Genomic DNA, 20172 nt, shown 5'->3' on the forward strand with positions numbered 1-20172 from the left:
TCTCCCTCGTCCACGGCCGCACCCGGTGGCGGCCTCCCGAGTCTAGGTGCTGGCCCTCACCACAATTGCACCGGGTCCACCTGGACCCGGACGGTACCCGGCTCCTTGCGCGCACTGCGGTGGGCCTGGGTGTGCAGCAGTGCGATGTTGATGGGCTCGCCCTGGCCCAGGGGCCCGCGCACCAGGGCGCGCACCATCGTTTCCTCCGCCTGCGGCCCGGAGCCGGAGCCCTCGGCCTGCGGGACGCCGGGCAGTTCGACCGGCCCGAGCACCTCCGCACCAGAGGGCAGTTGCAGCGCACGCAGGAAGGAGCGCACCGCGGAAGCCGGGCCGGACAGCGCGGCCATGTGGGCCTGCGGGGGGAAGCCCAGTTCGGCCCGCTCATCCAGTTCGCGCTGCGCCAGCCCGATGGGGTCCCACCGCACCAGGGCCTGGGACGGCACCGGGGCACCGTGACCGAGCAGGATCACCCCGCCCCCGTCCGCGGCCGATCGCACCAGCGCCGCCGCCCGCAACCACCGCCGCAATGCCTCCACCCCGGCGTCCAGTTCGGGACGTTCGGTGGTCACCGCCGCATCGAGCAGCGCGGCGGCATAGTAGCCGCCCTCGGCCACCGGCTCGGCCCCTGGGGTGGCCACCACCAGCCGGGGCCGGTCATCGACACCGGGCACCACTCCCCCGTCCCGGCCGGAGACGAGCACCGGCACACCGGGAAAGGCGCGGCCCAGTTCCTCCGCTGTTCGGTCGCTACCCACGCGGGCGGACCGCAGTTCGGCGCGCCCGCACTCGGCGCACCGCCAGCCGGTCGCGATTCGCCCGCACCAACCGCACCCGGGTGTGGCTCCCCGGGCCGGTAGGCGCAGCCGGCCGTGACACGCCCGGCACCGGGCCGGGGTGCGACAGCCCGCGCACGAGATCGCGGGCAGGTACCCCCTGCGCGGCACCTGGACCAGAACCGGGCCGGACTGCAAACCGCTCCGTAGCAACCGCCACGCCACCCCGGGGATGCGAGCCCGCCCGGCCGGGCCCTCCGCTTCCAGTTCCACCTCGCCGGGTGCCTGTACCCTGGGGACCGCGGCACGCACGGTGGTCCGGTCGGCGTGCAGTGACCGGGCCCAGCCCTGCTGCACCAGCAACTGGGCCGCCGGCGTGCGGACGTACCCCCCGATCAGCGCACCGGCGCCGGCACCGGTGGCACGCTGGACCAGCACCGTGCGGGCGTGCGGGTACGGGGTGCGCATCTCCGCAAGGGAGTCGTCACCGTCGTCCCAACACACCACCAGGCCCAGGTCAGGCACCGGCGCGAAGGCGGCTGACCGGGTCCCGATCACCACCTGCACCTGTCCGGTCAGGGCGAGGACGAACCGGCGGTACCGGGCCGAGCGGCCCTGATCGGCGGCGAGGACCTCGTGCGCCACGCCGACGCGGGTCAGGGCAGCGCCAAGGGTGTGCACGTCCGTGGTGTCCGGCAGCACCACGACGGCGGATCGCCCGGAGGTGCAGGTGGCCAGCACGGCGTGGCTGATCGCCTCGGCCCAGTGGGCTCCCTGGATGGCGCGCGGAAGCGCCGACCAGACCGCGCGGGGCGACTCCCCCGCCGCCAGCCGGCGCAGGAACGCAGAACCCCCGGGATACGGCGACCACACCTGCTCATCCGCGACCGCCGTGACCGTGGGCCAGCTGACCTCCTGGGTCGAGCCCGGGCCGACCCCGTCGCCACCGGACGGGGCCTGCTGGGCGGGGGAGTCGTCGTCGGCGTCCGCTTGGCCCTGCCCGCTCGCGGCGAGGATGCGCTGCAGGGCCGCCTTCTCGGCGCCGGCGTGCCGGGGCGGGACGGCCAGGCGCAGCACGTCGGTGACGGTGCCGGCGTACCGCCGGGCTACCGCCCGGCACAGGGCCAACACCTCCTCGGTCAGCACCGGCAGGTCCGAGACCACCCGCCGTAGCGGCGACAGGGCACGCCCGGCAGTGGCCGGTGGGCCGAGGGAGATGACGAAGCCATCGCGTTCGGTACCGGCGAACCGGACCTTGACCCTGACCCCGGGACGCACTGCAGCCGACATCTCCGGTGGCACGGCGTAGTCGAAGGGGCGGTCCAGGTGCGCCAGCGGGGTCACCACCAGAACCTGGGCCACGAGCCCGGGGCCAGTTTCGGATTCGGGGCCGGGAGCATCCACCTGAAGCAGGGCGGGTTGGTGGGTGCTCATGTGCCGATCCCACCATGAAGCGCCCACAGCGGGAAACCCGTCGCGGTGCCGGTCCAGGTGCGGCGGTGCTCAGCCGGCGGCTGCTCGCAGGTCCGCCACCTTGTCGGTGCGCTCCCAGGTGAACTCGGGTACCTCGCGGCCGAAGTGGCCGTAGTTACTGGTGGCGGCGTAGATGGGCCGGATCAGGTCGAGGTGGTCGATGATCGCCAGCGGACGTAGGTCGAACACCTCGGTGATGGCGTTCTGGATCGACTGCGCCGGAACGGTCTCGGTCCCGAACGTCTCGACGTACACCGCCACCGGGTGGGCCCGACCGATCGCGTAGGAGACCTGGACCTCACAACGGCTGGCCAGACCGGCGGCAACCACGTTCTTGGCCACCCAACGCATCGCGTAGGAGGCCGAACGGTCAACTTTGGAGGGATCCTTTCCGGAGAACGCCCCGCCTCCGTGCCGGGCCATCCCGCCGTAGGTGTCGACGATGATCTTGCGGCCGGTCAGCCCGGCATCGCCCATCGGCCCGCCCAGCACGAACGCACCGGAGGGATTGATCAGCGTGGTGACGTCGGAGACGTCCAGGTCCATGCCCGCGGCGAACCCGCCCAGCACGTGATCGATCACGTGTTCGCGCAGCAGCGGCGGTAGGTCGCGTTCGGGGTCCAGGTGCGCCTCGTGCTGCGTGGACAGCACCACGGTGTCCACCGTCACCGGGCGTTCGCCCTCGTAGCCGATGGTGACCTGCGTCTTGGCATCGGGTCGCAGGCCGGCCGCGATGCCCTGCTTGCGGACCTCGGCCAGACGCTGGGTGATCCGATGCGACATCAGGATCGGCAGCGGCATCAACTCGGGGGTGTCGGAGCAGGCGTAACCGAACATCAGGCCCTGGTCCCCCGCGCCCTGCAGGTCCTGGTCGTCGATTGCGGTGCCCTGGCGCGTCTCCAGGGAGGTGTCCACCCCGGCGGCGATCTCGGCAGACTGCTGGTCGATGGAGATCGACACGCCGCACGAGCGACCGTCGAAGCCGATGTCGGAAGAGGTGTAGCCGATCTCGGTGATGACATCACGAACCAGTTGCGGGATCTCCACGTAGGAGTCGGTGGTGACCTCACCGGCTACGTGCACCAGCCCCGTGGTGACCATCGTCTCCACGGCGACCCGGGAGGCCGGGTCCTGCTTCAGCATGGCGTCCAGGATGGAGTCGGAGATCAGGTCGCAGATCTTGTCCGGATGCCCTTCGGTGACGGACTCGGAGGTAAACAGTCGAATACTCACGACGCGAGCCTAGTGGTTCGCGCCCACACGAGCCCGTCGGGACCGGGGCACGCCCGCGTTCCGGGCAATCCCTTCCAGCCTCGCCGTTGGCGACGTTCGCTCAGGAGCGCGCGGCCGAGCCCAGGCGGGCGGCGATCGCGTCCAGGATTCCGGCCGCCACCTCGGTCTTGGTGCCCCCGGCGCGGCCGATCTCGCCGCCGTCGGAGTCCAGGATGACCACCTCGTTCGGGACATCCCCGAATCCGGCGCCCGCACCCACCCGGTTGACGGCGAGCAAGTCCGCCCCTTTGCGGCGTGCCTTTGCGCGGCCGTGCTCCAGCACCTCGGCGGAATCGGCACCGGTCTCCGCGGCGAAGCCGACCACGACCTGCCCGGGCGGCCGGGAGGCCACCAGGGCAGCAAGGATGTCCGGATTGGCCACCAACTCGATCGCCGGGGTCTGCCGCCGGTTGCCGTCGGCGTCGTGGGTCTTGATCTTGGCCTCGACGATGCTGGCCGGCCGGAAGTCGGCCACGGCGGCGGCCATGATGACCACGTGGGCGTTCGCTGCGGCGGTGGTCATCGCCGCCTGGAGCTCCGCGGTGGTCTCCACCTGCTCGATCCGGACCTGCGGTGGCAGGTCCGCCAGCAGGGCGGCCTCGACGTTCGCCGCAGCCAGGTGAACCGTGGCACCCCGGTCCGCGGCGAGCCGTGCCAGGGCCAGGCCCTGCCGGCCCGATGACCGGTTTCCCAGGAAGCGGACCGGGTCCAGGGGCTCGCGGGTGCCGCCTGCGCTGATCGCCACGGTGCACCCGGCCAGGGGCGCCGACGGCGCCACGGCCTGTGGACCGGCGGCGGCGCCGGGGGTTTCGTCCCGGTGCACCAGTGCAAGGGCCGCGGCCACGATGTCAGCGGGTTCGGGCAGGCGTCCGGGGCCGGTGTCGGCACCGGTGAGGCGCCCGCTGTCCGGGTCCAGCACATGCGCACCGTGGCGGCGCAGGGTGGCCACGTTGTCCCGGGTGGCGGGGTGGTGCCACATCTCGGTGTGCATGGCTGGGGCGATCAGCACCGGGCAGTGCACGGTCAGCAAGGTCGCGGTGAGCAGGTCATCGGCACGCCCGGTGGCGGCCCGGGCGAGCAGGTCCGCCGTCGCCGGTGCCACGATCACCAGGTCGGCTTCCCGGCCCAGCCGCACGTGATCGACGGTGTCCGCGCCGTCGAAGACCGATGTCGTCACCGGCTGGTGCGACAGTGCCTCCCAGGTGGGCCTTCCCACGAACGCCAGCGCGGATTCGGTGGGGATGACCCGCACCTGGTGGCCGGCCTCGGTGAGGAGGCGGAGCGCGAGGACTGCCTTGTACGCGGCGATCCCCCCGGAGACACCGAGGATGATGCGCACGAGGGACTCAGCCCTTGTTGGGTTCGACCGTGAGCAGACCCTCGTTGATCTCCCGCATCGCGATCGAGAGCGGCTTCTCCTGGAGCTCGGTCTCCACCAGCGGACCCACGTACTCCAGCAGCCCCTCGTTGAGCTGGGCGTAGTAGGAGTTGATCTGCCGGGCGCGCTTGGCCGCGTAGATGACCAAGGCGTACTTGGAGTCAGCAGCCTCGAGCAGTTCGTCGATGGGTGGGTCGGTAATGCCCTCGGGTGCAGCGACAGTTCCTGCCATGGTGTTCAGTGATCCTCACGCGACGTCGATAGATGGTCCAGCGACCCATCTTACCCGTCGGTCATGAGGGAAACCAACTCATCGGTGGCGCGCGCCACATCGTCGTTGACGATGATGTGGTCGAACTCATCCACCGCGGCCATCTCCACCCTCGCGGTGGCGAGGCGGCGCTCGCGTTCCTCGGCATCCTCGGTGCCCCGTCCGGTGAGGCGGCGCACGAGTTCGGCCCAACTGGGCGGGGCGAGGAAGACGAACCGCGCATCAGGCATGCGCATCCGCACCTGGCGGGCACCCTGCAGGTCGATCTCCAGCAACGCCGGCTCCCCCGCCCGCAGCCGCTCCTGCAGAGGCGCCAGCGGGGTTCCGTAGGAGTTCCGGCCGTGCACCACCGCCCACTCCAGCAACTCCCCCTGTTCTTGCATCCGGGTGAAGCGCTCGGGACTGACGAAGTGGTAGTGCACGCCCTCGACCTCTCCGGGCCGGGGCGGGCGGGTGGTGACCGAGGTCGAGAGCCAGACGCGGGGATAGCGGCGACGCACATCGGCTGAGATGGTGCCCTTCCCCACCGCGGTAGGGCCGGCCAGGACGGTCAGGCGGGAGTGGGTGGTGGCGGGTAGGTCGTGCTCAGCCAAACTTCTCAACCAGTTTGGCACGTTGGTGCGGACCGAGGCCGCGTACCCGGCGGGACTCGGAGATGCCGATCTCGCCCATCACCGAGCGTGCGGTCACCTTTCCGACTCCGGGCAGGGACTCCAGCAGGGCGAGGACCTTCAACTTTCCGACGGCGTCGACGCTGCGTCCCTCCTCCAGGATTTCCGAGAGGGTGGCTCCGGAGTACTTCAGGCGGTTCTTCACCTCGGCGCGCGCGGCACGTGCGGCTTTTGCCTTCTCCAGCGCCACGCTTCGTTGTTCGGGTGTCAACGGCGGTAGGGCCACGGTGCTCGACCTCGATTCGACGAATGGGATGAGTTGCAACCTAGCCCACAGCGGGTAGGCAGTTCAATCGAACCGCGCATGCCCTCGGTGCCGGTCCCTGGGTCTGTCGGCATCAGCGACCGGTGACCTCGGCCAGTTCCCCGGCCAGGGCACGAGCAGTCCGGGCCATCGCGGCCGGGTCGGGTCCGGCACCCAGCACACTGCGGGAGGCGGTGGCCAGCACCGCCGGGATCGCGTCTGCGAAGGTGCCGGGCAGGTCGGCGGCGCTGGCGCCCTGAGCACCCAGCCCCGGGGCGAGCAACGGACCCCGCACGGCGGCCAGGTCGGTTCCGGTGATCTCCGGAGCGTTCGCCACGGTGGCCCCGACCACGAGTCCGACGCTGCCCAGGGGGGCACCGGCGGCCACCTCGGTGGCGTTGCTGCGAGCGGCGTGGGCGGCGATCGTGGCAGCCACGGTGCGTCCGTCCTCGGCGCGGGCGTGCTGGATGGTCGCACCGGCGGGGTTGGAGGTCAGGGCGAGCACGAACACCCCACGGCCGGTGCGGCGGGCCAGGTCCAGTGCAGGTGCCAGGGAGTCATAGCCCAGGAACGGGGAGAGGGTCACTGCATCGCCGGCCAGATCCGAGTCGTCGCCGAGGAAGGCCTGCGCGTAGGCCGCCATCGTGGAGCCGATGTCACCGCGCTTGGCATCGACGATGCACAGCACCCCGGCCGAGCGAGCCGCCTGCACCACCTCGGCCAGCAGGGCCGAGCCCGCGCTGCCGAGCCGTTCGAAGAAGGCCGCCTGCGGTTTCACGGCGGCCACGTGCGGGCCGACCGCCTCCAGGGCGCGCAGGGAGAACTCACGCACGCCGCTCGTTCCGGTGTCCAGGCCCCAGTGCGCCAGCAGTTGCGGGTGCGGGTCGATCCCCACGCACAGGGGACCGCGCGCGTCCATCGCCGCGGCCAGCCTGCTGCCGAACCCGGTGCTTCCCTGGGCCGGCGCCGCGGCGGAGTCCGCGCTCACGGCCCGACCCGGTCGACCTGGGCGTAGGTCTGCAGGGACCGGACCTCATACGGGCCGCGCCGGCGTGCCTCGATGCCCTGGACGGCGGCGCTGAGTTGCTGGGTGGTGGTGACGATGGCCTTATCCGCCGCGGTGGTCGCGGCACGGATGTCATACCCGTCGGCGCGGGCTCGCCGGGAGCCGGGTGTGTTCACCACCATGTCCACGCCGCCGGCGTTGATCAGGTCCACGATGGTGCCCTCACCGCCCGGGCCCGGGCCGTCGGAGGCCTTGCGCACCACGGTGCACGGGATCCCGTTGCGCAGCAGCACGCTGGCGGTGCCGCTGGTGGCCAGGATCGTGAAGCCGAGTTCGACCAGCCGGCTGACCGGCAGCACCAGGGAGCGCTTGTCCCGGTCCGCCACGGAGACGAACACGGTGCCGCTCTCCGGCAGCCCACCGAAGGCGGCCGACTGGGACTTGGCGAAGGCCAACGGGAAGTCCACGTCGAAGCCCATCACCTCACCGGTAGAGCGCATCTCCGGCCCGAGCACGGTGTCGACCACCCTGCCCTGGGCGGTGCGGAACCGCTTGAACGGTAACACCGCCTCCTTCACCGCGATCGGTGCATGCACGCCGGTGGCCGCGGCGTCCTGTTGGGGCAACAGCCCGTCGGCGCGCAACTGCGCGATCGTGGTGCCCGACATCACCAGTGCCGCGGCCTTGGCGAGTGGGACGCCGGTGGCCTTGGACACGAACGGAACGGTCCTGGAGGCACGCGGGTTGGCCTCCAGCACGTAGAGCACGTCCGCGGACAGGGCGAACTGGATGTTCAACAGCCCCCGTACCCCGACCCCGGCCGCGATGGCCTCGGTGGAGGCACGGATCCGTTGCACCATGGAGTCCGAGAGCGTGATCGGGGGGAGCACGCAGGATGAGTCTCCGGAATGGATCCCGGCCTCCTCGATGTGCTCCATCACCCCGCCCAGGAACAACTCCTCGCCGTCGTAGATGGCGTCGACGTCGACCTCGATGGCCTGGTCCAGGAACCGGTCCACCAGGACCGGGGCCGGTAGCGCGGCGTATTCAGCGTGCTCCCCGTGCACACCGGTGGCACGGGAGAGGTAGTCCCCGAGCTGCGCCTCGTCGTAGACGATCTCCATGCCGCGTCCCCCCAGCACGTAGGAGGGCCGCACCAGCACCGGGTAGCCGATCCGGTCGGCCACCTCCCTGGCCTGGTTGAGGGAGATCGCGGTCCCGAACGCGGGCGCGGGCAGGCCGGCCGAGACCAGCACCTGGCCGAACTGGCCGCGGTCCTCGGCGGCGTCGATCGCACCCGGAGGGGTGCCCCAGATCGGCAGGCCGGCAGCCTCCAGGTCCGCCGCCAACGACAACGGGGTCTGCCCACCGAGTTGGACGATCACTCCGGCAACCTCGCCCACCGCGCACTCGGCGCGATAGACCTCCAGCACGTCCTCGAGGGTGAGGGGCTCGAAGTAGAGCCGGTCCGCGGTGTCGTAGTCGGTGGAGACGGTCTCGGGGTTGCAGTTGATCATCACCGTCTCGTACTGCTCCTGCAGCGCGAGTGCGGCGTGCACGCAGGAGTAGTCGAACTCGATCCCCTGCCCGATCCGGTTCGGTCCCGATCCCAGGATCAGCACGGCGGGACGGTCCCGCGGTACCACCTCGGTCTCGGACTCGTAGGTCGAGTAGTGGTAGGGAGTGCGCGCCGCGAACTCCGCCGCACAGGTGTCCACCGTCTTGTACACCGGGTGCAGGTCGAAGGCGTTGCGCAACTCCCGCACCGTCGCGGCACTCAGGCCGCGGATCGCGCCGATCTGGACGTCGGAGAACCCGTGCCGTTTGGCTCGGGCGAGCACGTCACGGTCCAGGCGCTGGGACCCGGCGAGCTCTTCGGCCACCTCCTGCAGCAGGACCAGCTGGTCCAGGAACCACGGGTCGATCGCGGTCGCCTCGACGATCGCTTCCACGGTGGCGCCTCCGCGCAGCGCCTGCTGCACCTGCATCAGGCGGTCCGGGGTCGGGGTGGCCATCGCCTCGAGCAACTCGGCCGTGGCGTCCGCGTCCGGTGCAGGACCGGAGTAGTCGAAGGCGATCTCCGGGGCATCGATCGAACGCAACCCCTTCTGCAGTGCCTCGGTGAAGTTGCGTCCCAGCGCCATCGCCTCCCCCACCGACTTCATGGTGGTGGTCAGCATCGGATCGGCTGCGGGGAACTTCTCGAAGGCGAACCGGGGCACCTTGACAGCCACGTAGTCCAGTGTGGGTTCGAACGCCGCGGTCGTGCTCGGGGGCCTGCCTTCCCGCGCCGACCCCGGCGGCAGCGCTCCTCCGGGTGAGGTGATGTCGTTCGGGATCTCGTCCAGGGTGTACCCGGTGGCCAGTTTGGCGGCGATCTTGGCGATCGGGAAACCGGTGGCCTTGGAGGCCAGCGCGGAGGAACGCGACACCCTCGGGTTCATCTCGATCACCACGACCCGGCCGGTGCGCGGGTGCACGGCGAACTGGATGTTGCAGCCGCCGGTGTCCACACCGACCTCGCGGATCACCGCGATGCCCACGTCCCGCAGTTTCTGGTATTCCCGGTCGGTCAGCGTCATTGCCGGCGCCACGGTCACCGAGTCACCGGTGTGCACCCCCACCGGGTCGACGTTCTCGATCGAGCAGACCACGACCACGTTGTCCGCGGAGTCGCGCATCAGTTCGAGCTCGTATTCCTTCCACCCCAGGATCGACTCCTCCAGGAGCACCTCAGTGGTAGGCGAGTAGTGCAGGCCCGTGCCGGCGATCTGGCGCAACTGCTCCTCGTCGAAGGCGATGCCCGAGCCGAGCCCGCCCATCGTGAAGGAGGGGCGCACGACGATCGGGTAGCCCAGGTCCTCAACCGCCGCGACAGCCTCCTCCAGGGTGTGCACGATGGTGGACCTGGCGCTCTCGGCACCACAGCGCTCCACCACCTCCTTGAACGCCTCCCGGTCCTCGGCCAGGTGGATCGAGGCGGTATTGACCCCGATCATCTCCACGCCGTACTCCGCCAGCACCCCGGACTCGTCCAGGGCGATCGCGGTGTTCAGCGCGGTCTGTCCGCCCAGTGTCGGCAATACCGCGTCCGGCCGCTCCTTGGCGATGATGGAGGCGACCACCTCGGGGGTGATCGGTTCGACGTAGGTCGCGTCAGCAAACTCGGGATCGGTCATGATCGTGGCCGGGTTGGAGTTGACCAGGATCACGCGCAGGCCCTCCTCGCGCAGTACCCGGCAGGCCTGGGTCCCGGAGTAGTCGAATTCAGCGGCCTGGCCGATCACGATCGGCCCGGAGCCGATCACCAGCACGCTGGAGATGTCGGTGCGACGGGGCATCAGGTGTCCTCACCGGCGGACATGGCCGCCGTCTCGGGGGCGATCATCGCCACGAACCGGTCGAACAGGTAGGCCGCCTCGTGCGGTCCGGCGGCGGCCTCGGGGTGGTACTGCACGGAGAAGGCGGGAATGTCCAGGCACTGCAGGCCCTCGACCACACCGTCGGTCAGGGAGACGTGCGAGACCCGGACCCGGCCGTAGCGGCCGCCGTCGTATGGGGAGTTCGAGGGCTCACCCACCGGAACGTCGACGGCGAAGCCGTGATTATGGGTGGTGATCTCCACCTTCCCGGTCAGGACATCCCGGACCGGTTGGTTCAGTCCGCGGTGCCCGTAGTCGAGCTTGAAGGTGTCATAGCCCAGGGCGCGGCCCAGCAACTGGTTGCCGAAGCAGATGCCGAAGAAGCCGATGCCGGCCTCCAGGACACCGCGGAGCAGGTCCACCTGCGCGTCGGCAGCGGCAGGGTCACCGGGACCGTTGGAGAAGAACACCCCGTCCGGGCGGTGCTCCAGGATCTCGTCGAGGGTGGTGGTCGCGGGCACCACGTGCACCCGCAGCCCCCGCTCGGTCAGTCGCTGCGCCGTCATCGCCTTGATGCCCAGGTCCACCGCGACCACGGTGCCGCGCACCGGGGTTCCTTCGGGCGGTTCCACGGTATAGGCCCGGGAGGTACTGACCTCCTCGGACAGGCTCTGCCCGGCCATCGGCCGGATGGCCCGGACCCGCTCGACGAGTGCGGCCACACCCTGGGCCCCGGGGACGGTGGGCAGGTCGGGTCCGGAGAAGATACCGGCGCGCATCACGCCGAGTTCGCGCAGGTGCCGGGTCATGGCCCGGGTGTCGATCTCGGCAATGGCCACCACACCCTGCTCGCGCAGTTCATCCTCGAGTTCGGCGTCGGCCCGCCAGCTGGAGGCCCGTGGGGCCGGGTCGCGCAGCACGAATCCGCTCACCCAGATCCGCTGGGACTCCGGGTCCTCGCTGTTCATGCCCGTGTTGCCCACGTGCGGGGCGGTCATCATCACGATCTGACGGTGGTACGAGGGGTCGGTGAGCGTCTCCTGGTAGCCCGTCATCCCGGTGGCGAACACGATCTCTCCCAGGGCGGTGCCCCGGGCTCCGTAGGCCCGCCCGCGGGCGAGGGTGCCGTCCTCCAGCACCAGGAGTGCCTCGCGCTCACCGTAGGCCGGCTCGTTCGGGTTGCTCATGAGGTCCTCCGGTCATCCTGCGGCTGCCCGTCCAGGACGGTGGGCCGTCCGCGGAAGAACGTGGCCACCACTGCCGCGGGAAGGGTCCGTCCCGCATAGGGGCTGTTCGGGCTGGCGGTGGCCTGGGTCAGCGGGTCCACCACGGTGCGTGCGCCCGGGTCGATCAGGGTCAGGTTCGCCGGAGCGCCGGCCACCAGATCCTGGCCCTGCCCGGTGACCCCGCCGATCCGCGCCGGGGCGCTGGAGAGTACCCGGGCGATATCGGACCAACCGAAGTCGTGCTCGCCCGAGGTGATCATCGCCTCGACCACCACGCTCACGGCCGTTTCCAGGCCGGTCATCCCGAAGGCGGCCGCAGCGAACTCGCAGTCCTTGTCCTCCACCGTGTGCGGCGCGTGGTCGGTCGCGACGATGTCGATGGTGCCGTCCGCCAGGCCCGCGCGCACCGCGGCGACGTCCTCGGCCGTCCGGAGCGGCGGGTTCACCTTGTATGCAGGGTCGTAGTCGGTGAGCAGGTCATCGGTGAGCAGCAGGTGGTGCGGAGTGACCTCGGCGCTCACCGCGATGCCGCGGGCCTTGGCCCAGCGCACGATATCGACCGACCCGGCCGTGGACAGATGGCAGATGTGCACCCGCGAGCCGACATGCTCGGCGAGCAGCACGTCGCGGGCAATGATCGCCTCCTCGGCGACGGCCGGCCAGCCGGTCAGGCCCAGCCGGGACGAGACCCGCCCCTCGTGCATCACCGCGTCCTCGGTGAGCCGCGGCTCCTGGGCGTGCTGAGCGATCACGCCGTCGAAGGCTTTGACGTACTCCAGTGCCCGGCGCATCAGCACCGGGTCGGACACGCACTTTCCGTCGTCGGAGAAGACCCGCACCGCAGCCGCTGAGTCGGCCATCGCGCCGAGTTCGGCCAGTTGTGTCCCGGCCAGACCGACCGTGACCGCGCCCACCGGACGTACCTGCGCCCAGCCGGCCGCATCGCCCAGGTGCAGCACCTGCTCGACCACGCCGGCGGTATCGGCCACGGGATCGGTGTTGGCCATCGCGTGCACGCAGGTGAAGCCTCCGGCCGCAGCGGCCCTGGTCCCGGAGGCCACCGTCTCGGCGTCCTCCCGGCCCGGCTCCCGAAGGTGGGTGTGCAGGTCCACCAGCCCGGGCAGGGCGATCAGGCCGCGAGCGTCGACCACCTGCGTGCTGCCGTCGGTGGCCGTTCCGGCCTCGGCGCCGACGGCGGCGATGGCACCCTCGGTCAGGAACAGATCCGTGGGCTCACCCCCCAGGAGCGCGGCACCACGCACCAGGTAACTGTTCGGCATCGACTCAGGACTCCTCTAGCGAGACTTCGGTTTGGACGGACGGATCGGCGCCGGCGAGCAGCAGGTAGAGCACTGCCATACGCACCGCGACACCGCCGGTGACCTGTTCCACGATCGTCGATCGCGGTGAGTCCGCGGCCGCGGCGCTGATCTCCAGGCCCCTGTTCATCGGTCCGGGGTGCATGATGATCGCGTGCTCGGGCAGGGCGTTCACCCGGGTGGCGTCCAGGCCGTAACGCCGGGCGTACTCCATCGGAGAAGGGAAGAAGCCTCCCCCGGCGCTGGACATCCGCTCCCGCTGCACGCGCAGCGTCATGATCGCATCGGGTTCGAAGTCCGCGATCGCGGCGTCCAGGTCGAACGTGACCTGGCAGGGCCAGGCCCGCACCCCCACCGGGAGCAGCGTGGGCGGCGCCACGAGCAGCACCTGCGCCCCCAGGGTGTGCAGCAGGTCCACGTTGGACCGCGCCACCCGGGAGTGCAGCACATCCCCCACGATCACCACCCGTCGCCCGGCCAGGTCCGCCCCGCGCGGCTGCCCGCCGAGCAGGCGCCGGCGCATCGTGAAAGCGTCGAGCAGGGCCTGAGTGGGATGCTGGTGCGCGCCGTCGCCGGCGTTGAGCACCGGGGCGTCGATCCACCCCGCGCGCGCGAGCCGGTGCGGAGCGCCGGAGGCACCGTGCCGGATCACCACCGCGTCGGCACCCATGGCCTGCAGTGTCATCGCGGTGTCCTTGAGCGACTCGCCCTTGGACACCGAGGATCCCTTGGCTGAGAAGTTGATCACGTCAGCGGACAGCCGTTTCGCAGCCGCCTCGAAGGAGATCCGGGTCCGGGTGGAGTCCTCGAAGAACAGGTTCACCACGGTCAGGCCACGCAGCGCCGGCAACTTCTTGATCTGGCGCGACTGGGTCTGGGCCATCGTCTCGGCGGTATCGAGGATCCCGATCGCCTCGGCCCGGGACAGGTCGGCGGTGGAGAGCAGATGCCTCATGCCAGTACCACCGCGTCCCGCCCGTCCAACTCCTCCAGGTGCACGCTCACCCGCTCTGCGCGTGAGGTCGGCAGGTTCTTGCCGATGTAGTCGGCTCGGATGGGCAGCTCCCGGTGGCCGCGGTCCACCAGGACCGCCAGTTGGACCGCACGCGGACGGCCCAGGTCCGAGATCGCGTCCAGGGCCGCGCGTACGGTCCGACCGGAGTAGAGCACATCGTCGACCAGCACGACGACGACGTCGTCGATCCCCCGTGCCGGCAGGTGGGTGGGGGTCAGCGCGCGGGTCGGGTTGATGCGCAGATCGTCGCGGTGCATCGTAATGTCCACCGCCCCGACCAACTGCTCGGTGTTCCCGACCGGGCCGAGGTCGGGTTCGGCCTCGACGATGCGGCGGCCCAGTCGCTGCGCCAGTGGGACACCTCTGGTGGGGATGCCCAGCAGCACCACGTCCGTTGCGCCCTTGTTGCGTTCCAGGATCTCGTGTGCGATCCGGGTCAGTGCTCGGGAGATATCGCCGGGACCGAGAACCTCGGTCCCTGGGCTGCCAGAGTTCATCCGGCGTGCCTCCTTCCCCGCCTCACGGGACGGGCTTAAAGGATCAGTGCCGAGGGACACTCTACCGCCTCGGCGGACCCGATCACCCCACCGGGAAGTGTCCGGGCCTCGACCCGTCTCAATCCAGCAGGCTGGAACCCATCTGCGCGATCCGTCCGAGCAACCCGTTGACGAACGCCGGTGACTCATCGGTGGACAGCGACTTGGCCAGCCGCACCGCCTCATCGATCGCGACCGCGTCGGGAACCTCCTCGTGATAGAGGATCTCCCAGCTCGCCAGCCGCAGCACGGCCCGGTCCACGGCCGGCATCCGGGACAGGGTCCAGCCCTGGGAGAAGGTGCTCAGCGCCTCATCGATGCGGTCCACGTGCTCAGCGACGCCTTCGACGATCTGCACCGAGTACTCCGGCAGCGAGGTCTGCGTACCCGGGTGGGCGATTCGGTCCGCCAGGACCTGGATCATCACTGCCCGCACGTCGCCAACCGGGGGTGCGCCCTCGCCGGCTCCCTCGCCGGCGGAACTGCGGATGCGCTGATCGGCCTCGTAGAGCACGTCGAGGGCCCGCTTGCGGGCCTTGCTGCGGGCGCTCACCTCAGCCGCTCACGCGACCGAGGTACTCCCCGCTCCGGGTGTCCACCTTCACCGTGGTGTCGGCGTCCACGAACAGCGGTACCTGGATCTCGTATCCGGTCTGCAGCGTGGCCGGCTTGGTCCCGGCGGAGGAACGGTCGCCCTGCAGGCCGGGCTCGGTATAGGTGATGGTCAGGTTCACCGACGGCGGGAGTTCCACGTATAGCGGGGTACCGTCGTGCATCGCCACGATGACCTCCTGGCCCTCAACCATGAAGTTCGCGGCATCGCCCACGATCGATCCCGATACCGGGAACTGCTCGTAGTCACTGGTGTCCATGAAGACGTAGTCCTCGCCGTCGGCGTACAGGTACTGCATGTCCCGCTTGTCGACGTTGGCGGTCTCCACCTTCACACCGGCATTGAAGGTCTTGGAGACCGTCTTGCCGGAGAGCACGCCCTTGATCTTGGTACGCACGAAGGCCGGTCCCTTTCCGGGCTTGACGTGCTGGAACTCCACCACGGACCACAACTGTCCGTCGATCTTGAGCACCATGCCATTCTTCAGGTCGTTCGTCGTGGCCACACGTGGTCCTTCGTCGTGGAGGGGAAAGGGCGCCTCAGCCTAACGCGTCCAGGCCCCACAGTGCGCCCAGGCCCACCGCGGCCGCCCAGAGTCCCGAGGCGAGGGTGCCGATGATGAAGCGTTCGGAGACCCCCGTGGCGGTGTTGAGTTCGGGGAAGCGGCCCAGCCCCTTGACCGCGACCACCACGGCGATCGCGGCCGGGTACCCGGCCAGAATGGCTCCGGTGATCGCCAGTCGCTCCAAGATGCCGATCCAGGTGCCCCCGCGCAGCACCTCTTCCGGGCGCATCATCGGTGCACGGCAGGCCCCGGGGTGCGCAGCACCGACCGCGTCAGTAGGGCCCTCGTCCGCAGGGACCTCGGCATCCCCGTCGACGCGTTCTGCCCGATCGACGCGTTCGGCTCGTCGAAGCACCCAGACCGCCACCGGGTAACCCACCCCGGCCGACAAGCCCAGTGCCGCCAGCACCACCAGTACGGTGAACAGCACCGTCATCGCCCCTCCCCGTGGGCGTCGGCGGACCGGTCCAGTCCGGCCAGCAGGCGTGCGGCGAGTGGGTGCACCGCCTGCTCCTCGCTCCACAGCGCGACCCGCAGCCGCTGCCCTACCGCCTGCGGGGTGATGCCCAGTTCGGCCGCAACCGCCCGCTGACTCCCGGCGCCATCGCGCAGGAGGTCGGCCACCTCCCATCCGGCGTCGCTGCGCCTGCGCACCACGGCTGCGAGAAGTTGCACAAGCGCCTCGACCTCATCGGCGGCCCCCTCTTCGACGCCGTCGGCCACCACCGCAAGCGGTACGGTGACCGCCTTGCTGCTGGCCCGCTCAACCGCGGTGCGGGCGCACACGAACGCCGCGCCGGAGGAGGATCGGGCCTCCTCGGCCAGGTCCGCCGCCCCGATACCGATGCCCACCGCCCAATCCTGGGCCCGGGTCAGTTCCAGCGCGGAAGCCAGTACCACCGGCGCGGAGTCGAACACCGCCTGGATCTCATCGCCCACCGTCCGCTGGAACGGCAGCACCACCTCCTGGGCCGGGATCGCCCGGGCCATCCGCCTCAGAATCTGCTCGACCTTGTCACCGGTCCTGCTGGAGGCGTCCTGATCAGCCGTGATGACGAACATGGCAACAGCCTAGGGACTTGATTCGGTAGAATCAACGCCTCGTGCTTGATCACTCAAGGCGTGCAGGGCAAGCCGGTAGGAGTGCGCCCCGAACCCGGCTACGGTGCCCGAGGCCACACCGGCGATGACGCTGGTGTGTCGGAAGACCTCCCGGCTCGCCGGGTTGGACAGGTGCACCTCGATCAACCGCCCGCCGGCGTCGGTGACCTGTTTGGCCGCGTCGCGCAGCGCATAGGAGTAGTGCGTGAAGGCGGCCGGGTTGATGACCACGTCGGTGCCGTCATCGGCTGCGGTATGCAGCAACCGCACCAGTTCGGCCTCGTCATCGCTCTGGTGCCACTGCACGCTCAGGCCCAGATCCGCGGCCCACCCCGTCACGGCGGAACGGAGGCGCTCGGCGTCCCAGCGCCCGTAGATCTCGGGTTCCCGGGCGCCCAGCCGGGACAGGTTGGGTCCGTTCAGGACCAGCACGGTAGCCACCCTCGAATCCTAGGGCGCCACAGCCCCGGAGCTGCTGACCGACTCGAAGGCGGCCACGAGTTCCTCCTCATCCGGACCCTGCAGCCGTACCGGGGCACCGGTCCCCTCCAGGATCACGAACCGCAGCACACCGCCCCGGGCCTTCTTGTCGCGGCGCATCGCCTCGGCCAGCCGTGTCCAGGGCGCCCCGTCGTAGTGGATCGGAAGCCCGAGACTCCTCAGGACCCGACGGTGCCGCTCCAGCACGTCCGCACCAAGATGGCCGGTGCGCCAGGCCAGTTCGGCCGCGAAGACCATCCCCACCGCGACCGCATCGCCGTGGCGCCACCGGTATGACTCGGCGTTCTCGATCGCGTGGGCCAGGGTGTGCCCGTAGTTGAGGATCTCGCGTTGGTCGGCCTCGCGCAGATCGGCGCTGACCACCCGGGCCTTCACCGTGATCGCCCGGTGGACCAGCTCGGTCAGGACCGCGCCGGCCGGGTCCAGTGCCGCAGCGGGGTCGGACTCGATCAATTCCAGGATCGCCGGGTCGGCGATGAATCCGCACTTGACCACCTCGGCCATCCCGGCACGCAGGTCCGCCTCGGGCAGGGTGCCCAGCAGGTCGGTGTCGCACAACACCGCCAGCGGTGAGTGAAAGGCGCCCACCAGGTTCTTCCCGGCCGCGGTATTGATCCCGGTCTTGCCTCCTACCGCAGCGTCCACCATCCCCAGCAACGTGCTGGGCAGGTGCACCACCCCCACGCCACGCAACCAGGACGCGGCGATGAACCCGGCCGCATCGGTGACCGCGCCCCCACCCAGGCCGACGACGACGTCGGTGCGGGTGAACGCGTGCTCACCGAGCAGGTCCCACGCCCGGGCGATCACCGGTAGTTCCTTGGCGGCCTCGCCGTCCGGCAGTTCCATCGGCACCACGCTGCGACCGGTGGCCCGCACCTGGTCGGCCAGGTCGGCGGCGGCGCCGCCCAGTGCCCGGGCGTACACCAGCAGCACCTGGGCGGCTGCGCCGGGCAGGTGCCCAGGCAGCGCGGTGCGCAACCCGGTTCCCACCTGCACCGGGTAGCGGTGCTCGGCATCGACCCAGATGGTGTTCATCGGTGCTCCAGCACCGCCAGGATCGCATCGCGGGACTGGGTGGGGCTCAACCCTGCGGTGGAGACCTCCGCGTCGGCCACCTCCAGGTAGAGCGGGCGCCGGGCCTGCATCAACTCCTGCCACTGGCGGCGCGGGCTGCCCACAAGGAGCGGCCGGGCGGTGTTCAGCCCGACCCGTTTGGCCGCATCGGCCAGGCCCACGGACAGGAAGAGGACCGTATGAGCAGCCAGATCGGCGCGGGTGCGTTCGTCGAGGATCGCGCCACCGCCCAGGGCCAGCACGCCCTCGTGGGTGGCCAACGCCTCCTGGACCGCGCGGCGTTCCATCTCCCGGAAGGTCTCCTCGCCATCGACGATGAAGATGTCGGAGATGGTCCGCCCGGAGGTCTGTTCCACGATGGCGTCGGTGTCGGCGAACGGAACCTCGAGCACCTCGGCGACCATGCGTCCGATGGTGGACTTTCCCGCGCCCGGCGGGCCAACCAGCACCGCGGCGGTCATCTCAGGTGCTCCGGGATCGTCTGCAGGTAATGCTCGAGGTTGCGGCGGATCTCGGGGAGGGAATCGCCGCCGAACTTCTCCGTCAGCGCCTCGGCCAGCACCAGCGCCACCATCGCCTCGGCGATCACCGCCGCGGGCGCAGCGGCGCAGACGTCGCTGCGCTGGTGGATGGCCTTGGCCGCCTCGCTGCTGGTGGTGTCGATGGTGTCCAGCGGGCGAGGCACGGTGGAGATCGGCTTCAGCGCCCCACGCACCCGCAGCACCTCCCCGTTGCTCATCCCGCCCTCGATGCCGCCGGCCCTATTGGTGCGCCGCCGCACGCGGCCGCCGACCCGCTCGATCTCGTCGTGGGCTGCGGAGCCACGCCGTCGCGCGGTGGCGAAACCGTCACCGATCTCCACGCCCTTGAACGCCTGGATGCCCATCAGCGCGCCCGCGAGGCGGGCGTCGAGTTTGCGGTCCCCATGCGCGTAGGAGCCCAGCCCCGGGGGCAGTCCGTAGGCCAGTACCTCCACCACTGCCCCGAGGGTGTCCCCGTCCTTCTTCGCGGCGTCGATCTCGGCCACCATCCTCGCCGAGGTCTCCGGGTCGAAGCACCGGATCGGGTCGGCGTCCAGCGCCGGCACGTCCGCCGGGGTGGGGCGCGAGGCGTCGTCCGGCAGTTCCACCTCACCCACGGCTACCACCTGGGAGACCAGTTCGATCCCGGCGCTCTGCCGCAGCAGGGCTTCGGCCACGGTGGCGAGGGCAACCCGGGTGGCGGTCTCACGCGCTGAGGCCCGCTCGAGCACCGGCCGGGCCTCGTCGAAGCCGTACTTGATCATCCCGGTCAGGTCGGCGTGGCCGGGCCGGGGCCTGGTCAGCGGCCTGTTGCGGGCCACCTCGCGGGCGTCACCGGTACCGGCGTCGACCTGCAGCAGCGCCGGATCGACGGGGTCGGCAGCCATCACGTGCTCCCACTTGGGCCACTCGGTGTTACCGATCTCGATCGCCACCGGTCCACCCTGGGTCCGGCCGTGGCGCACCCCACCGAGCAGTCGCACCTCATCGGCCTCGAACGACATGCGCGCGCCCCGGCCGTACCCCAGTCGGCGCCGGGCCAGGCGGTCCTGGATCTGCGCGGTAGTCAGTTCCACCCCTGCCGGGATTCCCTCGATCACCCCGACGAGCGCCGGCCCGTGGGACTCACCTGCGGTCAACCATCTGAGCATCCGTCCATCCTCCCACGCCAGGTCCGGCCCGAGCACCCGCCGTCCGCGCTGTGGACCAGGCCGGTACCGACTCCCCGACGGCACGGCGGATCGCCCC

Annotated in this window: 20 protein-coding genes; all 20 read right to left on the bottom strand. The window is 70.6% G+C overall.

Going from position 1 to position 20172, the window contains the following annotated elements:
* Nucleotides 1-56 precede the first annotated feature (56 nt).
* Entirely contained in the window at nt 57-2207 is a 2151-nt protein-coding gene (locus tag ACO0LU_RS09070) for a primosomal protein N' (protein ID WP_424791043.1), read from the bottom strand.
* Between the two features lie 69 nt (nt 2208-2276).
* Entirely contained in the window at nt 2277-3479 is a 1203-nt protein-coding gene (gene metK / locus ACO0LU_RS09075; protein WP_424791044.1) for a methionine adenosyltransferase, read from the bottom strand.
* A gap of 100 nt (nt 3480-3579) precedes the next feature.
* Complete coding sequence (gene coaBC / locus ACO0LU_RS09080; RefSeq protein WP_424791045.1) at nt 3580-4857, bottom strand: bifunctional phosphopantothenoylcysteine decarboxylase/phosphopantothenate--cysteine ligase CoaBC; 1278 nt, start codon at nt 4855-4857, stop codon at nt 3580-3582.
* Between the two features lie 7 nt (nt 4858-4864).
* The gene (gene rpoZ / locus ACO0LU_RS09085) at nt 4865-5128 is read right to left on the bottom strand and encodes a DNA-directed RNA polymerase subunit omega (RefSeq protein ID WP_424791046.1); all 264 of its coding nucleotides are present in this window, start codon (nt 5126-5128) and stop codon (nt 4865-4867) included.
* A gap of 50 nt (nt 5129-5178) precedes the next feature.
* Complete coding sequence (gene gmk, locus ACO0LU_RS09090; RefSeq protein ID WP_424791047.1) at nt 5179-5760, bottom strand: guanylate kinase; 582 nt, start codon at nt 5758-5760, stop codon at nt 5179-5181.
* Nucleotides 5753-6064 (bottom strand): integration host factor, actinobacterial type, encoded by a 312-nt coding sequence (gene mihF / locus ACO0LU_RS09095; RefSeq protein WP_424785964.1) that lies wholly within the window; start codon nt 6062-6064, stop codon nt 5753-5755. Before mihF ends, gmk begins: the two co-directional genes overlap by 8 nt.
* A gap of 112 nt (nt 6065-6176) precedes the next feature.
* Nucleotides 6177-7070: an orotidine-5'-phosphate decarboxylase gene (gene pyrF, locus ACO0LU_RS09100; RefSeq protein WP_424791048.1), complete on the bottom strand. Its 894-nt coding sequence runs from the start codon at nt 7068-7070 to the stop codon at nt 6177-6179.
* Entirely contained in the window at nt 7067-10429 is a 3363-nt protein-coding gene (carB, locus tag ACO0LU_RS09105) for a carbamoyl-phosphate synthase large subunit (protein ID WP_424791049.1), read from the bottom strand. The genes pyrF and carB overlap by 4 nt, the downstream gene beginning before the upstream one ends.
* Nucleotides 10429-11637, bottom strand: coding sequence for a glutamine-hydrolyzing carbamoyl-phosphate synthase small subunit (gene carA, locus ACO0LU_RS09110; protein ID WP_424791050.1), 1209 nt, complete (start codon nt 11635-11637; stop codon nt 10429-10431). The genes carB and carA overlap by 1 nt, the downstream gene beginning before the upstream one ends.
* Nucleotides 11634-12956, bottom strand: a complete 1323-nt coding sequence (locus ACO0LU_RS09115; protein ID WP_424791051.1) for a dihydroorotase — start codon at nt 12954-12956, stop codon at nt 11634-11636. The genes carA and ACO0LU_RS09115 overlap by 4 nt, the downstream gene beginning before the upstream one ends.
* A 4-nt stretch (nt 12957-12960) precedes the next feature.
* Nucleotides 12961-13950 carry an aspartate carbamoyltransferase catalytic subunit gene (locus tag ACO0LU_RS09120; RefSeq protein WP_424791052.1) on the bottom strand — a complete coding sequence of 330 codons (990 nt, stop codon included), beginning with the start codon at nt 13948-13950 and terminating at the stop codon, nt 12961-12963.
* Nucleotides 13947-14507: a bifunctional pyr operon transcriptional regulator/uracil phosphoribosyltransferase PyrR gene (gene pyrR / locus ACO0LU_RS09125; RefSeq protein ID WP_424791053.1), complete on the bottom strand. Its 561-nt coding sequence runs from the start codon at nt 14505-14507 to the stop codon at nt 13947-13949. The genes ACO0LU_RS09120 and pyrR overlap by 4 nt, the downstream gene beginning before the upstream one ends.
* Nucleotides 14508-14625: 118 nt before the next feature.
* Nucleotides 14626-15099, bottom strand: a complete 474-nt coding sequence (gene nusB, locus ACO0LU_RS09130) for a transcription antitermination factor NusB (protein WP_424791054.1) — start codon at nt 15097-15099, stop codon at nt 14626-14628.
* A gap of 1 nt (nt 15100) precedes the next feature.
* Nucleotides 15101-15664 carry an elongation factor P gene (efp, locus tag ACO0LU_RS09135; protein WP_424791055.1) on the bottom strand — a complete coding sequence of 188 codons (564 nt, stop codon included), beginning with the start codon at nt 15662-15664 and terminating at the stop codon, nt 15101-15103.
* Between the two features lie 34 nt (nt 15665-15698).
* Complete coding sequence (locus tag ACO0LU_RS09140; RefSeq protein WP_424791056.1) at nt 15699-16160, bottom strand: hypothetical protein; 462 nt, start codon at nt 16158-16160, stop codon at nt 15699-15701.
* On the bottom strand, nt 16157-16786 hold the full coding sequence (locus tag ACO0LU_RS09145) for a hypothetical protein (protein ID WP_424791057.1): 630 nt from the start codon (nt 16784-16786) through the stop codon (nt 16157-16159). Before ACO0LU_RS09145 ends, ACO0LU_RS09140 begins: the two co-directional genes overlap by 4 nt.
* A gap of 9 nt (nt 16787-16795) precedes the next feature.
* Nucleotides 16796-17266, bottom strand: a complete 471-nt coding sequence (locus ACO0LU_RS09150) for a type II 3-dehydroquinate dehydratase (protein WP_424791058.1) — start codon at nt 17264-17266, stop codon at nt 16796-16798.
* 9 nt (nt 17267-17275) lie between these two features.
* Nucleotides 17276-18364: a 3-dehydroquinate synthase gene (gene aroB, locus ACO0LU_RS09155; protein ID WP_424791059.1), complete on the bottom strand. Its 1089-nt coding sequence runs from the start codon at nt 18362-18364 to the stop codon at nt 17276-17278.
* Complete coding sequence (locus tag ACO0LU_RS09160; RefSeq protein WP_424791060.1) at nt 18361-18864, bottom strand: shikimate kinase; 504 nt, start codon at nt 18862-18864, stop codon at nt 18361-18363. The genes aroB and ACO0LU_RS09160 overlap by 4 nt, the downstream gene beginning before the upstream one ends.
* Complete coding sequence (aroC, locus tag ACO0LU_RS09165) at nt 18861-20075, bottom strand: chorismate synthase (RefSeq protein WP_424791061.1); 1215 nt, start codon at nt 20073-20075, stop codon at nt 18861-18863. The genes ACO0LU_RS09160 and aroC overlap by 4 nt, the downstream gene beginning before the upstream one ends.
* Nucleotides 20076-20172 lie beyond the last annotated feature (97 nt).

Source organism: Pseudactinotalea sp. Z1748, from assembly GCF_049725185.1.
Classification (GTDB): Bacteria; Actinomycetota; Actinomycetes; order Actinomycetales; family Beutenbergiaceae; genus CALKWS01.